The 18,491-nt window shown below is 56.6% G+C and carries 22 protein-coding genes and 2 pseudogenes; 9 read left to right on the forward strand and 15 right to left on the reverse strand.

Features of this window, described 5'->3' with window-relative positions; all coding sequences use genetic code 11:
* Nucleotides 1–18: 18 nt before the first annotated feature.
* Nucleotides 19–1,347 (forward strand): ammonium transporter, encoded by a 1,329-nt coding sequence (locus ACIRQ6_RS15535; RefSeq protein ID WP_420861509.1) that lies wholly within the window; start codon nt 19–21, stop codon nt 1,345–1,347.
* Nucleotides 1,348–1,445: 98 nt separating this feature from the next.
* Nucleotides 1,446–1,916: a GNAT family N-acetyltransferase gene (locus ACIRQ6_RS15540; protein ID WP_420861510.1), complete on the forward strand. Its 471-nt coding sequence runs from the start codon at nt 1,446–1,448 to the stop codon at nt 1,914–1,916.
* On the opposite strand, the gene ACIRQ6_RS15545 is transcribed toward ACIRQ6_RS15540, so the two are convergent.
* The 4 genes from ACIRQ6_RS15545 to smpB all read right to left on the reverse strand — a co-directional run bounded on the left by ACIRQ6_RS15545 (nt 1,917) and on the right by smpB (nt 5,067).
* Nucleotides 1,917–3,101: an aromatic amino acid transaminase gene (locus tag ACIRQ6_RS15545; protein ID WP_420861511.1), complete on the reverse strand. Its 1,185-nt coding sequence runs from the start codon at nt 3,099–3,101 to the stop codon at nt 1,917–1,919.
* On the reverse strand, nt 3,101–3,958 hold the full coding sequence (sseA, locus tag ACIRQ6_RS15550; protein ID WP_420861512.1) for a 3-mercaptopyruvate sulfurtransferase: 858 nt from the start codon (nt 3,956–3,958) through the stop codon (nt 3,101–3,103). Before sseA ends, ACIRQ6_RS15545 begins: the two co-directional genes overlap by 1 nt.
* Before the next feature lie 183 nt (nt 3,959–4,141).
* Nucleotides 4,142–4,441: a hypothetical protein gene (locus ACIRQ6_RS15555; protein WP_420861513.1), complete on the reverse strand. Its 300-nt coding sequence runs from the start codon at nt 4,439–4,441 to the stop codon at nt 4,142–4,144.
* Between the two features lie 146 nt (nt 4,442–4,587).
* Nucleotides 4,588–5,067 (reverse strand): SsrA-binding protein SmpB, encoded by a 480-nt coding sequence (gene smpB, locus ACIRQ6_RS15560; protein ID WP_420861514.1) that lies wholly within the window; start codon nt 5,065–5,067, stop codon nt 4,588–4,590.
* 146 nt (nt 5,068–5,213) lie between these two features.
* Here smpB and ACIRQ6_RS15565 point away from each other — a divergent pair, with 146 nt between their 5' ends.
* Both ACIRQ6_RS15565 and ACIRQ6_RS15570 read left to right on the forward strand, forming a co-directional pair.
* Nucleotides 5,214–5,861 (forward strand): VPLPA-CTERM sorting domain-containing protein, encoded by a 648-nt coding sequence (locus ACIRQ6_RS15565; protein ID WP_420861515.1) that lies wholly within the window; start codon nt 5,214–5,216, stop codon nt 5,859–5,861.
* 206 nt (nt 5,862–6,067) lie between these two features.
* Nucleotides 6,068–6,499 carry a glyoxalase superfamily protein gene (locus ACIRQ6_RS15570; protein WP_420861516.1) on the forward strand — a complete coding sequence of 144 codons (432 nt, stop codon included), beginning with the start codon at nt 6,068–6,070 and terminating at the stop codon, nt 6,497–6,499.
* A gap of 98 nt (nt 6,500–6,597) precedes the next feature.
* Here ACIRQ6_RS15570 and ACIRQ6_RS15575 read toward each other — a convergent pair whose 3' ends face one another.
* Complete coding sequence (locus ACIRQ6_RS15575) at nt 6,598–6,963, reverse strand: DoxX family protein (RefSeq protein WP_420861517.1); 366 nt, start codon at nt 6,961–6,963, stop codon at nt 6,598–6,600.
* 97 nt (nt 6,964–7,060) lie between these two features.
* Here ACIRQ6_RS15575 and ACIRQ6_RS15580 point away from each other — a divergent pair, with 97 nt between their 5' ends.
* The 3 genes and pseudogenes from ACIRQ6_RS15580 to ACIRQ6_RS15590 form a co-directional block, all read left to right on the forward strand.
* On the forward strand, nt 7,061–7,948 hold the full coding sequence (locus tag ACIRQ6_RS15580) for a LysR family transcriptional regulator (protein WP_420861518.1): 888 nt from the start codon (nt 7,061–7,063) through the stop codon (nt 7,946–7,948).
* A 259-nt stretch (nt 7,949–8,207) separates the two neighbouring features.
* Nucleotides 8,208–8,252 (forward strand): annotated as a pseudogene (locus ACIRQ6_RS15585) (hypothetical protein); the annotation flags it as partial.
* A 70-nt stretch (nt 8,253–8,322) separates the two neighbouring features.
* Nucleotides 8,323–8,496, forward strand: a pseudogene (locus tag ACIRQ6_RS15590) (GMC family oxidoreductase N-terminal domain-containing protein); the annotation flags it as partial.
* A gap of 256 nt (nt 8,497–8,752) precedes the next feature.
* Here the strand turns inward: ACIRQ6_RS15590 and ACIRQ6_RS15595 are convergent.
* The 8 genes from ACIRQ6_RS15595 to ACIRQ6_RS15630 all read right to left on the reverse strand — a co-directional run bounded on the left by ACIRQ6_RS15595 (nt 8,753) and on the right by ACIRQ6_RS15630 (nt 15,825).
* Nucleotides 8,753–9,655 carry a DMT family transporter gene (locus ACIRQ6_RS15595; protein WP_420861519.1) on the reverse strand — a complete coding sequence of 301 codons (903 nt, stop codon included), beginning with the start codon at nt 9,653–9,655 and terminating at the stop codon, nt 8,753–8,755.
* Nucleotides 9,652–10,446, reverse strand: a complete 795-nt coding sequence (locus ACIRQ6_RS15600; RefSeq protein WP_420861520.1) for an ABC transporter permease — start codon at nt 10,444–10,446, stop codon at nt 9,652–9,654. The genes ACIRQ6_RS15595 and ACIRQ6_RS15600 overlap by 4 nt, the downstream gene beginning before the upstream one ends.
* Entirely contained in the window at nt 10,439–11,377 is a 939-nt protein-coding gene (locus tag ACIRQ6_RS15605; protein ID WP_420861521.1) for an ABC transporter permease, read from the reverse strand. The genes ACIRQ6_RS15600 and ACIRQ6_RS15605 overlap by 8 nt, the downstream gene beginning before the upstream one ends.
* Nucleotides 11,374–12,099 (reverse strand): ABC transporter ATP-binding protein, encoded by a 726-nt coding sequence (locus tag ACIRQ6_RS15610; protein WP_420861522.1) that lies wholly within the window; start codon nt 12,097–12,099, stop codon nt 11,374–11,376. The genes ACIRQ6_RS15605 and ACIRQ6_RS15610 overlap by 4 nt, the downstream gene beginning before the upstream one ends.
* Nucleotides 12,093–12,776 (reverse strand): ATP-binding cassette domain-containing protein, encoded by a 684-nt coding sequence (locus ACIRQ6_RS15615; RefSeq protein ID WP_420861523.1) that lies wholly within the window; start codon nt 12,774–12,776, stop codon nt 12,093–12,095. The genes ACIRQ6_RS15610 and ACIRQ6_RS15615 overlap by 7 nt, the downstream gene beginning before the upstream one ends.
* Nucleotides 12,773–14,296, reverse strand: a complete 1,524-nt coding sequence (locus ACIRQ6_RS15620) for an ABC transporter substrate-binding protein (protein WP_420861524.1) — start codon at nt 14,294–14,296, stop codon at nt 12,773–12,775. The genes ACIRQ6_RS15615 and ACIRQ6_RS15620 overlap by 4 nt, the downstream gene beginning before the upstream one ends.
* 69 nt (nt 14,297–14,365) lie before the next feature.
* Complete coding sequence (locus ACIRQ6_RS15625; protein WP_420861525.1) at nt 14,366–14,617, reverse strand: DUF6525 family protein; 252 nt, start codon at nt 14,615–14,617, stop codon at nt 14,366–14,368.
* Nucleotides 14,614–15,825: a GTP-binding protein gene (locus tag ACIRQ6_RS15630; RefSeq protein WP_420861526.1), complete on the reverse strand. Its 1,212-nt coding sequence runs from the start codon at nt 15,823–15,825 to the stop codon at nt 14,614–14,616. The genes ACIRQ6_RS15625 and ACIRQ6_RS15630 overlap by 4 nt, the downstream gene beginning before the upstream one ends.
* Nucleotides 15,826–15,929: 104 nt before the next feature.
* Between ACIRQ6_RS15630 and ACIRQ6_RS15635 the strand changes: the two genes are divergently transcribed.
* Nucleotides 15,930–16,352, forward strand: coding sequence for an RrF2 family transcriptional regulator (locus tag ACIRQ6_RS15635; RefSeq protein ID WP_420861527.1), 423 nt, complete (start codon nt 15,930–15,932; stop codon nt 16,350–16,352).
* A 34-nt stretch (nt 16,353–16,386) separates the two neighbouring features.
* Here the strand turns inward: ACIRQ6_RS15635 and ACIRQ6_RS15640 are convergent, their stop codons facing one another.
* The gene (locus ACIRQ6_RS15640) at nt 16,387–17,244 is read right to left on the reverse strand and encodes a LysR family transcriptional regulator (protein WP_420861528.1); all 858 of its coding nucleotides are present in this window, start codon (nt 17,242–17,244) and stop codon (nt 16,387–16,389) included.
* Nucleotides 17,245–17,349: 105 nt separating this feature from the next.
* Here ACIRQ6_RS15640 and ACIRQ6_RS15645 point away from each other — a divergent pair, with 105 nt between their 5' ends.
* Complete coding sequence (locus tag ACIRQ6_RS15645) at nt 17,350–17,517, forward strand: hypothetical protein (RefSeq protein ID WP_420861529.1); 168 nt, start codon at nt 17,350–17,352, stop codon at nt 17,515–17,517.
* 64 nt (nt 17,518–17,581) lie between these two features.
* Here the strand turns inward: ACIRQ6_RS15645 and dapA are convergent, their stop codons facing one another.
* On the reverse strand, nt 17,582–18,454 hold the full coding sequence (gene dapA / locus ACIRQ6_RS15650; protein ID WP_420861530.1) for a 4-hydroxy-tetrahydrodipicolinate synthase: 873 nt from the start codon (nt 18,452–18,454) through the stop codon (nt 17,582–17,584).
* Nucleotides 18,455–18,491 lie beyond the last annotated feature (37 nt).

Below are 18,491 nucleotides of genomic sequence, written 5' to 3' on the forward strand. Positions count from 1 at the left end.
TCAAGGGGACATATACTGATGAAACGACTTAATTCTCTGATGTTGGCAGGCGCTGTTGTAGCAGCCCCCAGCATGGCTCTGGCGCAAGACGCGCCTGCGGCTGTACCGACCGATGTGGTCTTTATCCTGAACTCGCTGCTGTTCTTGATCGGTGGATTTTTGGTATTCTTCATGGCGGCTGGTTTCGCCATGCTCGAAGCTGGCCTTGTGCGGTCCAAGAACGTGGCAATGCAGCTGACGAAAAACATGGCGCTGTTCTCCCTCGCCGCCATCTTCTACTACCTGATCGGCTATAACCTGATGTACCCATTGGGCGATTGGGCGGTAGAAGGCTATTTGTCCGGCCTCTTTGGTCCGGGCGTGTTGGAAGCCGTTGGCGTGACTGCCGATGCTGCTGACGATTACGGCTATGCCTCCACTGGTTCTGACTTCTTCTTCCAGTTGATGTTCTGTGCCGCGACAGCCTCCATCGTATCCGGTGCGGTTGCTGAGCGTATCAAATTGTGGCCATTCCTGATCTTCGTAGTCGTTCTGACATCCATCATCTACCCAATCCAAGCATCCTGGAGCTGGGGTGGCGGTTTCTTGGGCGAAGTTATCGGTTTCTCTGACTTTGCTGGCTCGACAATCGTACACTCGGTCGGTGGCTGGGCAGCGCTTATGGGCTGTCTGATTTTGGGCCCACGTATCGGCAAATACAAAGACGGTCGTGTAAACCCAATGCCAGGTTCGAACCTCGCCCTCGCAACTTTGGGTACATTTATCCTGTGGTTGGGTTGGTTCGGCTTTAACGGTGGCTCGCAGCTGGCTATGGGCAGCGTAGGCGACGTAGCTGACGTATCTCGCATCTTCTCCAACACCAACGCCGCTGCGGCTGGTGGTGCAGTTGCTGCTCTGATCCTGACACAACTGCTGTACAAAAAGCCTGACCTGACAATGATCCTGAACGGCGCACTTGCTGGTCTGGTGTCGATCACAGCGGAACCACTGGCCCCATCCTTGGGCGGCTCCACACTGATCGGTATGGTCGGCGGCGTTATCGTGGTCCTGACAGTTCCAATGCTGGACAAGTTCAAGATTGACGACGTTGTTGGCGCCATCCCGGTTCACCTCTTTGCCGGTATCTTTGGGACATTGGTTGTTCCATTGTCCAACTCCGACGCAAGCTTCGGCGCCCAGATCCAATCTATCGTGATCGTCGGTGTCTTTGTGATCGTCACCTCCGGCATCACATGGTTGATCCTTAAAGGTATCTTCGGGATCCGCGTCTCGGAAGAGGACGAAATCAACGGCTTGGACGTGTCCGAGTTGGGGATGGAAGCCTACCCAGAATTCTCCAAAGGCTAATCCTCCCTTCCTGATTAGACTTAGAGCAACTTCGCCCGGGCATTCATTTGCCCGGGCTTTTTCGTGGCCCTTGATGGGCTTTGTGTTAGGATCCTTCCATGCCCTCCGATGCCTTCAGTCTCAAACAACTGGGTCCTGCAGACTTTGACGAGTTTGCGCTGCTTCTCACACAATTGATGGGCGATATTCCTCTGGCCATTGGTCCGCAGGGCCGCGGCATCTACGAAGGGTTGATCAATCACGGCGGCACCAGCCTGTGGGGGCTGTTTTCAGGACCGACACTCTGCAGTACGGCCACGCTACACCTGATGCCCAATCTGACCCACGCAGGCAGACCCTACGGGTTGATCGAAAACGTGATCACAGAACGCGCTTATCGCGGCCAAGGCCTGGGCCGGCGTGTCATGGATCATGCATTGGAAACCGCATGGGCTGCCAATGCCTATAAGGTCATGTTGATGACAAACACCACAGCCAGGGCCCAAGGCTTTTACAAAAAGCTGGGGTTTTCCGACACACAAAAAGACGGCATGATTATCCGACGCACGCCGACCCGAAAGCCCAGTTGATCAGATATCGCACGCAATGATAGCAGCGGCCAAAGTCGGGATGGTTTGTGCGTTGAGACCCGCAATGTTCATCCGGCTGTCGCCTACCATATAGATCCCATGATCTTCGCGCAGTTGCGCCACCTTTTCCGGTGTTGTCCCCAATCGCGAGAACATGCCGCGATGATCTGCTAAAAACCCGAACCGGTCCGAACCGGACAGGCGCTGTAATTCAGCGGACAGTTGACTGCGCAGTGCCAGCATGCCTGTGCGAACGCTTTCCAATTCGGCTTCCCAATCGGCACGCAACGCCTTGTCACCCAGAACCATCGTAACCAAACGCGCACCATGATCTGGCGGAAACGAGAAATTCTGACGGTTCAGATAGGCCAAATTGTCTTGGGCCACACGGATGCTTTTGTCATTGCCCGCCACAACCATCAAAATACCGGTCCGCTCGCGGTAAATGCCAAAGTTCTTGGAACAACTGGCGGCGATAATGGTTTCGGGCATGGACTTTGCGATCACGCGCGTGGCCGTTGCATCGGCCTCCAACCCGTCCCCAAAGCCCTGATAGGCAATGTCGACCATGGGTGTCAGACCGCGTTCCTGCATCAGGCTTATCACATGTTCCCAATCGGTCAGGCGCAGATTGGCCCCGGTTGGGTTGTGACAACAGCCATGCAAAAGCACGATATCGCCCGGCTTGGCTTTCTTGAGATCCTCCAGCATGCCCGACAGGTTCACAGCCCCGGTCTGTGCATCAAAATAACGGTACTGACGCGTGGGCATAGCCAGATGTTTGAGGATGGACAAATGATTTGGCCACGTGGGGTCAGATACCCAGACCTTGGCATCCTGATTGGCCATTTGGATCAACTCGAACGCTTGGCGCACCGCACCAGTTCCACCGGGTGTGGCCGCAGCCGCGACACCCGCGCGGGGAAATTCAGCGCCCAAGACAAGCCCGATCATTGCATCGGCAAACCCCGGGTCACCGGCCAAAGCAACATAACTTTTGGTCTGCTCTTGTTCCCACAATTGCTGTTCAGCCGCTTTGACCGCGCGCATAATCGGGGTCTTGCCCTCGGAATCCTTGTAGACACCCACGCCCAGATCAATTTTGTTCGCCCGTGGATCGGCCTTGAACTGCGCCACAAGGGCGAGGATCTTGTCAGCTGGTTGTGTGTTTAGCGCCTCAAGCATTATGCGTCTCCCGTTGCCAAAGGTAGATCGGGGAACATCCCCCATTCGGCCCACGAACCATCGTAGAGCGACCAATCCGTCTTGCCCATATGTTCCATCGCCAAACACAACACGGCCGCTGTGACGCCAGAACCGCAAGTGGTAATCGCAGGCTTTGCCAGATCGACCCCAGCGGTCTCAAAAATGGATTTCAATGCTTCGGCAGGCTTCATGGTTCCATCGGCGTTCAACAGACTGCCATAAGGCACATTGCGCGAGCCTGGGATGTGGCCTGCACGCAGGCCCGGGCGCGGCTCGGGGGCCTCGCCTGCAAACCGGTTTGCTGCACGCGCATCGATGATCGCATAATCGCCTAACTTGCTGGCAGCGGCCACTTGGGTCACGTCTTTGACCAGCTGGTTTTGGCGTTGCACAGTCATGTGCCGGTCGCGGATCATCGGTGGCAAATCCTCAATCGGGCGCCCTTCGGCCTGCCATTTGGGCAATCCACCGTCCAAAACACAGACGTCCCGCTTGCCCATCAACCGAAACAGCCACCACACGCGTGCCGCAGAAAACAGGCCCGATCCGTCATAGACAACGATCTGATGGCCATCGCCCACACCCATGGCCCGCATCCGGCTCATGAACTTTTCAACCGGGGGCACTGTGTGGGGCATATCGGATCGCAGGTCCGCGATCTCGTCGATATCAAAAAAGCGTGCGCCGGGGATGTGTGCCGCGTCATATTCGGCTTTGCCATCACGCCCAGCGTCCGGCAAATACCACGAGGCATCCAAAAGCCTCAGGTCGGGATCTTTGAGGTGTTGCGCCAGCCAGTCCGTTGAAACCAGAGTTTGAGGATTATCTGACGCCATCTTGTGCACCTTTGATTGTCGCGCGCGGGCACGAATTATTGCCCCGCTATATTCACAGACCTAGTGATATCGGGACGGCGGTGCAAGGCCTGACAGATCGATCATGCCCCATAAAATAGAGGTCAAATAGGGGTGAGGCGGGCCCATAACGAAAGCGTCACAGGCCCGCCCCCTCCGCGAGTGTTACTTGTTCATCATACCTTTGACGACACCGATCACGGCCATCAAAGCCCCACCGCCAACACCACCGCCAGCGACAGAACCGATGATGCTGCCAATGTCCAAACCACCAGCTTCTGCGCCGCCAGCAAGGGCTGCAGGGTCAACGCCCAGCTGACCCAAAATAGCGGCGCCTGCACCACCCCCAACGATCCCCGCCAGCGAGTTGCCAATCAGGCCCAAATTCAGTTTTTCCGAGAGTTTGCCAACGATATTGCCGCCAGCGGCGCCTGACAGCAGGCCAATAATCAGTTCCGGTCCCATTCGTATATCCCCTTCCAATAGGTTCTTTTTTGCGGCGTCTGAACCAATGGCTCAGCGCTACGGATGGGGTATTGCCTAAATTTTAAGCTGAATAGGGGGAAGATTTCCGCATTTCACCCCATAACCTAAGGGAACGTGGCACGCGATTATTGGTTCTGCTTGAGCAATCTTTGCTTTTGCCGACCCCAATCGCGCTTGGCGTCCGAGGCGCGTTTGTCGTGGTTTTTCTTACCTTTAGCGAGGCCGATCTTCATCTTAACAAAGCCCTTGTGGTTAAAATACATAACCAACGGCACAATCGTCATGCCTGCACGGGACGTGGCCTGCCAAAGGCGCGAAATTTCGCGTTTGCTGGCCAGCAGTTTGCGTTTTCGGCGCTCCTCATGGCCAAACGTCTTGGCCTGAGAATAAAGCGGCACATAAGAATTGGTCAGCCACAGCTCACCCTCCTCTACCGCCACATAGCTTTCGGCAATATTGGCTTGGCCACCGCGCAGGGATTTCACCTCAGACCCCATCAGGATCACACCCACTTCAAAATCGCTCTCGATCGCATAGTCGTAGCGCGCCCGCCGGTTCTCGGCGATGACTTTGTAGTTGGGGTCTGATGCGGGTTTCTTAGCCATGGACGCCAGATATAGGCCAAGGCGTCAGGGTTTCCAAGGGGGGCCAAACTGGTTCACCAGACGCCCAAATTTTCACGTTCACATTCCGCTTAGACGGCCCCCAACATGACCCCATTGATTGCACACTATTTCAAAAGGCTCAAATTATGAAATATCTCATTCTGGCCGTCGCGCTTATGTTTGGCAGCATTGCCAACGCAGCGACACTCAACATGACCTTTTCCACAACAGTCGACGCCTCCGCCTTCGGTGGTGGCACCAGTGAAGCCTTCTCTGCCAGTTTGAATTTCTCTGACCAGCTGACTGACACCAATACTAATCTAGTTTTAGGCATTTACTCAGACGCGAACATTTCAGGCAAATTTTCCATAGGTAGCGAAACCCTCAGTTTTGGTGGTGGCGGTATCTTTGTTTTAAATTTGAGCAACCTCGACCAAATCGGCTTTTCAGTACAAACCAGCCAGCCAGACAACTCTATAACTGGCACTTTCCTCGGCAACGCTGTCTCGAGATTTAGCTTTACTATTGGAGAGGTGGCGGCCTCGAGCACTGTCACTCCCAATCTCCTTCTTTCAGATGTCATCCCGTCAGCAGGCTTTTCCTACACAACGACTGAAACGATCGGAGCCAGTATCTCTGCGGGTACCGATTTCAACAAGAACGTCACGGTTGTCGGCCCCGCGACGCTTTCCATTCAAGCGGCTCCAGTTGTGCCACTCCCTGCCTCCAGCCCACTTCTGATCGCCGGATTGGGCGCATTGGGCATCGCGCGGCGCCGCAAAACTGCGGCATAAATAGCGCATTTATACAGGCCGGATTGCAATCGCACCGCAGCCTTCCTATCTAGGGCGGATAGGGACAAAGCCCCGGCCGCTCGCACATCGTAAGATGACGGTGAAGCCTTTGATCAAAACTCTTTTGTCACATCTATCTTGCCGATAGTTCGGGCGGAAAATGCGAGCCTCTGTTCACATCAATACGGCCATATAGAGGTGTCCAAATGAGACCAAATATCCAAAATCCGCACACCCAGCGGTACAAAGACCAAGCCAAAGCCCTGCGGCGCGAACTGACCGCAACGGGCCATCCTATCACCCATTCTGCCGCCCTCGAACTGGTGGCCAAGCAGAACGGAGCACGGGATTGGAACACGTTGTCGGCGCAGGCCGCAACCCCGACACCTGTCGTGGGTGGCCCCGTCACAGGGCGTTACATGGGTCATACGTTCACTGGAATCGTCAAATCCTTGTCGCAGGTCGGAACCGCCCACCGCATCGCCATCCAACTGGATGAGCCGATTGATGTTGTGGCTTTCGACAGCTTTTCGGCCATGCGCAGCCGGATTACGGCGACAATCAACGCCCAAGGAATCAGCCACAGCCACACCTCGGACGGAGTACCGCATCTGGTCGTCCATGGCGTAGATTGGTAAACAAATGTCCTGCGCATCTTTTTAAAAAAGGTGCGCAGGGTCTTTGCAGTGAGTGGGCTTTGAAATTCAGGCGCTTTGGATCACCAACGCAAAAGGCATTAGCTGGCAGATGTGCGGTTCAGAACCTCAGGGATTTGCCCGCGGTGGATGTAAAGGACCGCAGTACACAGCAGGCCTAGGACGATCGCGGGTAGGGCAGATGGCCCAAGGATAAGCAGATGCGATAGAACTGCACCAACCATTGTGCCACCCAGAACAGCCGCTCCTATAACCTGACGTCGTGGCAACCACAGCAGGGCCGCTCCAATGATCTCGATCGCGCCAGTGACGTAGCGAAAGCCTTGGCCAAGTCCCAGCTGTTCAAAAGTGCCGACCATCATTTCGGCCCCAGCCAGTTTTGCGCCGCCTGCGCCAACGAATGCGAGGGTCAGTAAGATGCGAATGCCAAGCGATAGATAAGTCATGAAAGTGTTCCAGCTTTGATAGTTTTTGGATTTCTTGTACATGCTATGTATCACTCTTGCGCTCAATGCGCGAAAATCCGCACTATGTGCGCGCAAAATGAGCATAACAACCATGGACAAATGGGCAGAACTTCGCACCGCATACCAAGTCGCAACACTGGGGACTGTCAGTGCCGCCGCGGACAGGCTTGGGTTTCATCGCGCCACGGTAAATCGTCACATCGACGTTCTGGAGGCCGAGTTGGGCGGCCGCATCTTTATCCGGCACGCGCGTGGCTATACTCTGACCGAACTGGGTGAAGACGTGCTGCGGGTAGCCCAGAAAACCCACGAAATGACCAATGATCTGGCAGGGCGCATAGCAGGATCCAAAGCCGCCGTTACTGGCGAGATCAAGCTCACGATCCTTGCCCCGTTTGCCAAGTTACTGATGGGCGCAATTGCCAATTTTCGCGTCAACAACCCCAAGTGCCAAGTCCAGATCGACGCCAGTGAAAACCTCGCGCGCCTTGAATATGGTGAAGCGCATATCGCCCTGCGGGCAGGCGCACGACCCGAACATCCAGACTATGTTGTGGCCAGCTTTGGGGACATTGGTTTTAACCTCTATGCGCACGAAAAATACATCTCGCAAAACGGCCTGCCAAAAGACACCAGCGAATTGCACAACCATCAATTTATAGCTCCGCCGCCCAACGACAGCCGCCTGCCCTTTGCACAATGGATTCGGGACAATATCCCCCTTGATCGCGTGGCGCTTTCTTCTCGGAATGTCGAAGTCAATATTGCGGCAATTGGGGCGGGCATTGGGTTGGGGTTTCTGCCAGACCACGAGGCAGAGGCCAGCCAAGGCTTTCACCCTGTTTTACCAAGTAATCCCGACTGGACCGTGCCGTTTTGGCTGGTGACCCATGTCGACTTGCACCGAACCGAGAAAGTTCAGGCTATGCTAAAAAGTATCAAAGACCGCCAGAACCCAAGTTAAATGATCTTCAAAACAAAGGCACCTACCCCGTGAGGGTGCAAGGATTTGGCTACATCATCATGGGGTCTGGCACGGCAGGTGCGATGCGGTCAGGTCGTCTGACGGAGGATGAAAATTGCAAAGTCCTGGTCCTTGAGGCCGATAGCACCACGGGCGGTTTTGGCTGCGTTTGCCCGGTGGATATTTCAAGTCGATCTGCAATCCAGCGGTGTCACATCTGTACCGGGCCGAACCCGATGACAGTATTGACGGACGGCAAATGGACTGTCCGCGAGGCCGTTTTTTGGGCGGCTCAAGCTCGTTCAACGGGCTAGTCTACATTCGTGGTGAGGACGACGACTTCAACGATTGGCAGCACGTCTTGGTATCCCGCGATGAAGCGGCAAAATCTGACACTGCAACCCCATCCAACCGTGACGCGGCTGCTGTTCTCAGGTGCCGTTCAATCGCCACAGGTGTTGCAACTGTCTGGCATTGGTCCCGAGGCTATGCTGAAACAGCACGACATCACAGTGCGCCATGCGGCCCCTCAGGTTGGGGAGAATTTGCAATACCATTTGCAAATGCGCACCAGTCTGACGTCAGCGCTTATCCCACAGACGACGTTCTACCGTTGGTATGATCGGTATCTACAGCGCGGTGAGGCTGGGTTGCAGGATCGCCCTCCCACGCCGAAGCACATCTTGGCGCCGCATGGACTGCAGATTCAAAAAGGCTACCCTCGGCTATTTCGTAAGCCGTCTATAACTATTGTACATCAAATAGCCCGAGTTTCACACCATTTCGCTCAAATTCCTGAAGCCCTCAACGGGTCGCAGGAATTGCCTCGGCTTTATCCTTTTCAGCCGCAGCAATCGCAGCGCCAAGCAGGATTAACGGCAGTGCAAACAGAAAGCTCGTCGATAGATGCAATCGAAAGATCAACAGATCCGCAAGTATTGGCCAAAGCAGCGCGAGATATTCAAACGGGGCCAAACGCGTCGCGGGCGCATAGCGAAAGGCCAGTGTCATAGCGATATGTGCCATGCCCCCAAACAAGCCTGCCCCGATCAACAGCACAAGTGTCCAACCGCTGGGCATCATCCAGCCCCACGGCAGCGTCAGCAGCGCCCCAATCATCGTGGCCAGCACAAAATAGAGCGCAATCGCCCCCGGGCTTTCTGTCCGGTTGAGGCTGCGCACCATGATCAATGCAATCGCCCCCAGGGTTGCAGAAAGCACCGTTAGGAAAAATCCGACTAACCGCGCCGTATCCGCACCACTTTGACCCAACTCGGGCCAGACCATTACCACAACTCCAGCAAAGCCAAGAACCAGCCCGCCGATGCGCCACGCGGTCAGTTGCTCGCGCAGCAACACCACTGCGGCCAGTGCCATCAGGATCGGCGATACCTGTGCAATCAGCACGGCCTCGGCCACGTTCAATCGCGCAATCGCGGCAAACGACGCAAACAATGCAAGCGTGCCAAAACTTGCGCGGATCAAGTGGCCAATGGGCCGCTTGGTGGCCAGACCTTGCGGAAACTCGCCCCGCAGCCAAAGGAATAAGATCAACGGGATCATCGCAAAAGCCGAGCGGAAAAAGACGATCTCGCCCAGTGGGACGTCTTCGCTGACGGCTTTGGCGCAGATAATCATCCCCGCAAAAAGGGCACCAGACAAGATGCGCAGGGCGATGCCGAACCGCGGGTGATCAATCTCGGTCACGCCTTGCTCTCCTGTTTTGCAAGGGCATCACGCAGTGCGTCGCCTGCCAGATTGATGGCCAAGACGCAAATCACCACAGCAAGGCCCGGCCAGATCATTTGCAACGGTGTGGACCGCATATGAATACGCGCATCCAAAAGCATTGTGCCCCATTCAGGCATCGGCGGCTGCACCCCAAAACCCAGAAACCCCAGCGTTGATATCCCAAGGATGGCGCGGGCAAACATCCCCGTCCAAACCACTGTCAACGACGGCAGCAAAGACGGCAGATAATGCCACCGCGCCATGGCCATGGGTGAAAGGCCCGCCAGACGTGCCTGAACCACATAGCCCCGCGTCTTGAGTGACAGCCCAATGGCGCGGGCCACACGTGCATAGCGCATCCAGCTGGTCACGGTCAGTGCAAAGATCAAGCTGCCCGTGCTTGCCCCCAAAATCCCGGCGATCACCACCGATGCCACAAGTTCCGGAAAGGCAAGAAACGTGTCTGTTGTGCGCATCACGGCCCAATCCACCGCCTTGCCACCAAGTGCTGCCAATAGTCCGACCAATGTCCCGATAACCAACCCAATAACCGAGATCACAAAAGCAAGCCCCAGCGACCATCGCGCCCCATAAAGCAGCCTCGACAAAATATCGCGCCCCAAAGCATCGGTGCCCAGCCAAGCGTCGGCGTTTGGCGGGCTCAGCCGGTTTGGGATGTCGATCTGCGTCGGGTCCTCGGGTGCCAACATCGGGCCGAACAGCCCCAGCGCCACAAGGATCGCAATCAACAAGAAAACACTACGCATCAGGCCCTCCGATACGGGGATCAAGCGCGCGATAGGCAAGGTCGATCAGCAGGTTCACCACCACAAAGACAACGGCAGTGACCAATACCGCCGCCTGCACCTTTGGAAAGTCGCGTGCACCGATGGCCGAGACAAGGAAACTGGCCAAACCGGGGCGGGCAAAGATCACTTCAACCACCACAAGGCCTTCTAGCAAAAACGCTAACTCTAGGCCTAAAACAGTGACAAAAGGCAGCGCCGCGTGGGGCGCTACATGATGACGCTCGATATCGCGATGCCCCACGCCCCGCCGTCGCAAAGCTGGCAGAAACGGTTGCTCGCGGGCCTCCAAAATACCAGATCGCAAAATACGGGTCAGGGATGCTGCAACGCCCAAGCCTAGGGTCATTGCAGGGAGGATCATATGGGCCGAGGTACGTGCGCCCATGGCAGGCAACCAACCCAGCTGCACTGCAAAGAGTAAGATCAACAAAAGACCCAACCAAAACGCTGGAATCGCCACCCCGATAGAGGCAATCGCCACAGCCCCTCGATCCAGCCAGCCCCCCAGTCTGCGCGTTGCCAAAAGGGCCAAGGGCACAGACACGACCAAACCGACGATCAATGCCGCCAGCGCAAGGGGGACCGTATAGGAAATCGCCGCCACCATGTCCGGCCAAACATCGCGCCCCGTCACGGTGGATTGCCCAAAATCACCCATCAGCAGCGGCGTGACCCATGCTGTGAACGCCGGAAAAAACCCTGCGTCTAAACCCGCTTCGGCGCGGACCAGATCCAGCACTTCGGTCGGGACCACTGCGTTGTATCTGGCCAAAGCAATCGCTAGGGCCGGATCCCCCGGCGCGTTCCATAACAGGGCAAAAGTCAGCAGCGCCGTGCCCGTCAGGACCACCACAGCGCGCAACACAAGGCCTGCGGCGACGTGGATCATGCGACCCGCTCCAATGCACCAAGCGCAAAGGCCGCGTCCCGCAGGGTCCGCCCATAGGCAGTTTCGGGGGCCTCAACGAATGTGTTCGCGGGCGTGAGTTCTTCGATACGTCCTGCGCGCAAAACTGCGATATCGTCGGCAAACGCCGACGCATAGCCCAAGTCATGTGTCACGATCAGCGCCGCAAATCCTTCCTCGCCTTGCAGCTGTGCGATCAGCCGCGCAGTATGTTTTTGGGTGACCGCATCCAACGCTGACAACGGTTCATCAAACAAAACCAGCGGCGGGGCGGCGATGAGCGCACGCAAAATTCCCGCTCGTTGGGCTTGCCCAATCGAGACCTCGTTCGGGCGGCGGTCCAACACATCCGGCGCGATCTTTAGGCCAGCACACAGCCTCGCAAGACGGTTCGCGTCGACCTCTAATCCTTGGGCGCGCACGGGTTCCATCACGGACCTACCCAAAGACATCACCGGGTTGAACGCACTGCGCGGCTCTTGCATGACCAGCGCAGGGCGGCAGGCGCGTACTGGTGCTTCGTCCCATGTCACAGCCCCTGATGCGCAGGGAACCAGTCCCAAAATGACACTGATCAGTGTCGATTTGCCTGCACCGCTTTCGCCAACCACGGCCAGTGTTTTGCCGGGGGCCAACGACAATGAGACGTCCTGCAACGTAAAGACAGCCCCGCGACGGACACAGACCTGATCGACCACTAGCATGGCAATTCCAACCAGTTGCGATGGGCACACAGGGCTTGGGCCGCAGACGAGGACGGCATTGCCAGAAACTGTTCGATTGGGGCGTCTTCGACCATCTTACCGGCGTCCATAATCATCACGCGTTGCACACGCCGTGCGGCAAGACCAAGGTCATGGGTGATCAACAAAAGGACGGTCTGCCGGTCCCTCAAATACGCATCCAGCAGATCCATCGTGCCCGCAGCCACAACAGGATCCAGCGCCGAAGTAGGCTCGTCCATCACCAACAAGTCTGGCGTGCCAATCAACGCCATGGCAATGACAAAACGCTGCTGCATCCCACGGCTCCAGCCCCACGGGCGGTTGCGTAAATCGCCGCCTTGGATATGCAGCGCGTCAAACAACATTTTCTGGCGTGCAGGATCACAGGGCCGGTTCAAAGCAATCTCAGCCTCACGCCAGTGAAACGCCATGGACCGCAGCGGGTCCAGCGCCTCGTCTGGGCTTTGCGGGACATGGGCGACGCTGACACCTTGGGCGCGCAGCGTATCGATCAACGCATGTCCCAGCGTGGATTTTCCTGACCCCGACGCCCCAACAAGCCCGACGTATTCGCCGGGTTCGAGAGTCACATCCGTGGGATGAAGAATGGTTCGGCCCGAGCGTATTGCGCTCAGACCCTGTGCAGCAAGTGTCATTCGGTCAGTTTGGTCTCATGCGTGATCCAATATGTCTCTGTCGGATGAACCGCGTAACCGGCCAAGCCCGCATGTGCGACATTGGTTTGGCTGACATGGAAAACAGGGATCATTGCCGCCTCGGAGGCTATAATGTCTTGAACTTTATCATAGATCACCGCGCGTGCCTCTTGATCGAATGTTGTCCGCCCATCGTCGAGGAGTTGATCCAGCGCGGGGTTGTTATAGCCCCCTGCGTTTGAGCCGCCTGATGACTTCAGCAGCGTTTCAAGCACGGCACCGGGATCGCCTTGTGGCGTGGTCACCCAGGCCTGCAGGAACAGATCCGCATCGCCTGCAGCGATTGCATCATTGCTGGCCCCGTATTCACCAACGCTGATGTTGGCCTTTACACCAATTGCCTGCAAAAAGGCTTGGGTCAGTTCGGCAGTTGGCGCCAGCGTTGCACGCGATGAATAGGTCACAATGTCAATTTCCAATGGCGCACCGTCCAACATCCATGTGCCCCCATCTTTGACCGCACCAGCCTCAGCCAGTAGTTTTTCGGACAAAGCAGGATCATAGACCGGATCGATGTCCGCAGCCCATCCCATGCCTGACGGATAAACCGTGCCAGCAGGCACACCGCCCACACCCGACAGGGCCGCTTGCACGATCCCATCACGGTCAATCGCGGCAGACACCGCTCGACGGATCAATGGGTTCGCCATTGGGCCACTTGCCGCATTCACTGTGTAAAAATAAAGCCGCGCTGTGGGGGCTGCAAACCCCAAGGCCCCTGTTTCCTGAATGCGCGCAAAATCCGTTTCAGGGTAGTTAATCACCATATCCACTTCGCCTGCCTCAAAAGCCAAGGCTGAGGCACCCGGATCCGGGATGCGCACCACGCGAACCTCTTCAAACCCGGGGGCGCCGAGGCGATAGTCACCGTTCGCGGTCACGCGGTACAGCTGCTCTGGGATCGCTTCTTGGAACACATAGGGGCCCGTGCCGTTGATCGGATAATCATCAGATGGAGCGCCTAGAATCGCGATGCCCGGCTCTGACAGGGTCCATGAAAATGCGGCGTTGGGGCTGTTCGTCTCAAACACAACGACCGCGTCGCCCTCGGTCGAAATCGACGCAAGATCCAGCAGATTGGCGATACGCTTGTTGTGACCCGGATGGGCCTCGTCCGAGATAGGTGTGATCGCATCCACAACCGCCTGCGCGGTTAGCGCCGTGCCATCATGAAATGTCAGGCCGTCACGCAGGGTGACACGCCATGTTGTTGGCGCGGTTTGTTCGATACTTTCTGCCAATCGAGGATACAGGTTTAATTCGTAGTCGATCCCCATCAGGGTCTCAGTCACACCGGTTTGGTTCGACATCCAGCCATTGTACCCAGCACGGGGATCAGGGATCGGATCACTAGAGATAAACCCTACCGAAATGTTGAAAGTTCCCTCTTGTGCAAGACCCGGCAAAGCGGTGGAGAGCGACAAAAGTGCTGCGGTAGCAAAGCGCGTTATGAGCGACATTTTTTAGTCCTTGGTTTTGGAAAGGGATTGGGGTTTGGGAAAGGAATTGGGGTTTGGGAAGGGGACTGGCTAGCGGGTCGCGCGCTTATCACGCGCAAGCGTATTTGTTTCAACTTGGCACAACACGGCCAAAGCTTCTTCGACACTGAGGCCTTTTGCATGGGCACGGGTCCAGATCTTGCGTGCAGAGGCGGGCGACCACGGCAAAGCCGCCTGAGACAGCCATCGCCGCAGGGGCGTCGGCAGGGCATCGTACGCACGCATTGGATCGCCAGAGCGGCGCTTTTTGGTCAGCGAGGTGGCGCCGAGGTTGCGTGTCATTCGGCGGCCTCCATGCGACGCCAACCCGGAAACGGATCGCAATAGTCTGGTAATGCCTCAATACCGGTCGCAACGGATTCAGGCACAAGGCAGGCATCAAGCCGCGCTGTGATATCAGACCAATCAATGCCTGCACCGATAAACACAATCTCTTGGCGGCGATCACCCCAAGGTTCCTGCCAATGGGCCTGCATATATTGCCTTGCGGTTTCATCTTCGGGCCAACGATCTTTTGGCACAGTGGCCCACCACGTCCCCAGCGGTTTGACACTGGACAGGGATCCCGCCAGCGAAAACTCAGCAACCCATGCAGGGCGCGTGGCGATCCAAAAATGCCCTTTGGCGCGGATAACACCGGGTAAATCCCCGTTCAAAACCGCGAGGATCTTCTCGGGAACAAAGGGCTGGCGGGCGCGGTACACATAAGACGCCACGCCATATTCTTCGGTTTCAGGCGTGTGGTCGGCAAAGCCGTACAGCTCCTTTGCCCACATCGGATGCTCATGGGCCCGATCAAAATCAAAGAGGCCCGTGTCCAAAATCGCATCCCCCGCCACATCTGAATGATCGCACTCAATGATCCGCGCATCCGCATTGAGGCTGCGAATGATTTTGCGCGCGGCATCCACGCGGTCTTTGCCTGCGTCAGTGACTTTGTTGAGGATCACCACATCGGCAAATTCGATCTGGTCAGTCAACAAATGCACCAGCGTGCGCTCGTCTTCTTCGCCCATGGTCTCGCCACGGTCGCGCAGAAAATCATGGCTGGAAAAGTCGTTCAGCAGATTAACCGCATCCACAACCGTCACCATAGTGTCCAGCCGGGACACATCGGCAAGGCTATCACCAAACTCATCACGAAAATCAAATGTCGCGGCCACAGGCAGAGGCTCGGAAATACCAGTCGATTCGATCAACAAATAGTCAAAGCGCTGCTCGGCGGCGAGGCGACGCACCTCATCCAGCAGATCGTCGCGCAGAGTACAACAGATGCATCCGTTGGACATTTTAACCAACGTCTCGTCCGTTCGGCTCAGTTCTGTATCAGCACGGACCAGATCCGCATCAATGTTCACTTCAGACATATCGTTGACAATCACCGCAACGCGACGGCCATCGCGATTGTTCAAAACGCGATTGAGCAGCGTGGTTTTACCGGCACCTAAAAATCCAGAAAGCACCGTGACGGGAAGACGTTTGTCTGACATGGTTTCGTCCAATCGAATGAATACAAGTCAGGTAACTTACTTAGTTACTAGATTAACGCAATAGAAAAAGTTACATTAAGCTCCAACTTGGAGGTTTCTCGCACATGAAACGAAACTCGCGCCTGTCTCTTGCCCTCCACACACTTGGTCATATGGCCGGTGATCCAGATCGCACACGCACCTCTGCTGACATCGCAGACCATGCAGGAACCAACCCTGTTGTGGTGCGCCGCGTACTGGGCAAGCTGCGCGAGGCCGGATTACTAACCTCTGAAAAAGGCCATGCGGGGGGGTGGCGTTTGGCGCGCAAACCGCAGGACATCACACTGGCCGATGTCTACCTTGCCTTGGACGAAAGTCTGGTGGCCACAGGTGTCGAAGAAACCGCTTCCGCCTGTTCGGTCGAACATAAGCTGCAAAGAAAAGTGGCCTCCGTCCTCGAAGAGATCGAGCAAAGCCTCGTCGAACGGCTATCCGTGACCACAATTGCCGAAGTACGCGATCCCCACGAAATCGCACATACATAGCGCGCATGGGTGTCGGGTGGTCGTTCTGGTAAGCCTAGCTAGATTTGAACAACCACTTGATGAATGTGCGGGCCGCTGGCGTTTCAAAACCTTCGCGCGTCACTACGTAATACCCAAGGTCCGACGGCACGTCGTCGCAGACCGAGATCAAGCGTCCCGAAGTCAAATCGTCTTGGATCAACGCCTTGTTCTGCACTCCAAACCCGTAACCAGCCCGCACCGCCGATAGGATCAACTGGTTCGTCTCCATGGCTGTCCATGGCGTGTCCGCATTGACCAAGCCCTGACTTTCCGCCCACACTCTGAATTCCGCGCGGGCCGGTTCAAAGAACCATTGCGCTTTTGGAATATCAGCAGGGTTTTTCGGGCGTAGTTTGGGAACCGCACACGCCACAAAAGCCGCCGACACCAGCTTGCGCGCTTTCAACCCCTCCCATGACCCGCGCCCATAGCGGATCGCCAAATCCACCCCATCCCGCTTTAAATCAACCAAAGAAAACCCCGGCTGTACCGACAATTGGATGTCGGGGTGTTTCTGCCAAAACCCACCCAAGCGCGGCATCAGCCAGCTTTCCGCAAAGGACGGGGTGACGCAGACCACCAAGGGCCGGTTTGCCTGCTGGTCGCGCAGCTGGACAACCCCATCGGCAATCGTGCCAAATCCATCGGCCAAAGCTGCGGCGAGGCGGCGACCATTGTCGGTCAATTGCATGCCACGCCCGGCGCGTTGCATCAAAGTACAGCCAAACTCGGCCTCCAGCGTGCGCAGGTGTTGCGAGACAGCCGCATGGGTCACGTTTAGCTCGCCTGCAGCGCCGCTGAGGCTTTCCAAACGGGCAGTGGCCTCGAAGGCTCGCAAGGCCGCGAGGGAGGGGATCGTTTTCCAGTCCATGCCCTATATGAAAGTTGAACTTACATATTGTCAATCTTCCTGACTCGCTTGGATCCGCACAGAGCCTTAAAACAAGACATCAACACCAAACAAAGGATCAATCCAATGCTTACAGTTATTGCCGATGCCCTGATGACAGCCTCCCGGACAAAAACCCACGGCGGCCCTGCCAGTTACGACCCCGATGCGCGCCGCCGCATTCGTGAAGCTGAAGCCAAACATCGCGATATGGAGTTTCTGCGCCAGTGGCACGAAACACGCGGCCGTTGGTAACAAAGCCGCCAAACGCAAAGGGCCGCGCAGTCTCCCGCGCGGCCCTTTGTCGTATCCTCGCAATTTAGTTGATCAAGCCCGCGTGACGCATAGCGGCGTCCATTTTGGCCTTGGTTCCGTCGGTCAGGCCAACTAATGGCAGACGGACCTCGTCAGAACACAGCCCCAGCTTGGCCACACCGTATTTTGCGCCAACCAGACCCGGCTCGGTGAAAATCGCATGGTGCAGCGGCATCAGCCGATCCTGCACCTCCAGCGCCTTTGCATAATCCCCGGCAAGGCAGGCATTTTGCATTTCAGCACAGAGCGCAGGCGCCACATTGGCCGTGACCGAAATCATCCCAACGCCGCCTTGGGCGTTGAACCCATGGGCCGTACCATCTTCGCCGGACACCTGAATGAAATCCCGGCCGCAGGTCAAACGTTGCGCAGGCACACGGGCCAAATCGCCAGTGGCATCTTTGACCCCAATGATCATCTCGTGCTGTGCCAGTTCGCCCATGGTCGCAGGCGACATGTCCACAACAGACCGACCTGGAATGTTATAAATCACGATCGGCAAGCCACAGTCAGCCGCGGCCAGAAAATGGGCCTTCAACCCGTCTTGGGTCGGCTTGTTGTAATAGGGCGTCACGACCAAGGCCGCATCGGCCCCCGCCGCTTTGGCCGCCTTGACCAAACGCACCGTTTCCACCGTGTTATTAGATCCGGCACCCGCGACCACCGGCACGCGGCCGCCCGCTGCTTCCACAACAGTTTCGACCACTTGATCATGTTCGGAATGGCTCAACGTGGGGCTTTCACCCGTTGTCCCCACAGGCACCAACCCGTGCGAGCCTTGTTCGATGTGCCAGTGGACCAGCTTCTTAAGCGTGTCCAAATCCAGCTGGCCGTTCGCAAACGGCGTGATAAGTGCAGGCATAGAACCTTTGATCATAACGCGCTTCCTTTGTCGCTGGGGCAATGACACGCCC

Origin of the sequence: Algirhabdus cladophorae, from assembly GCF_044772865.1 — a bacterium.
GTDB classification, from domain to species: domain Bacteria; phylum Pseudomonadota; class Alphaproteobacteria; order Rhodobacterales; family Rhodobacteraceae; genus Algirhabdus; species Algirhabdus cladophorae.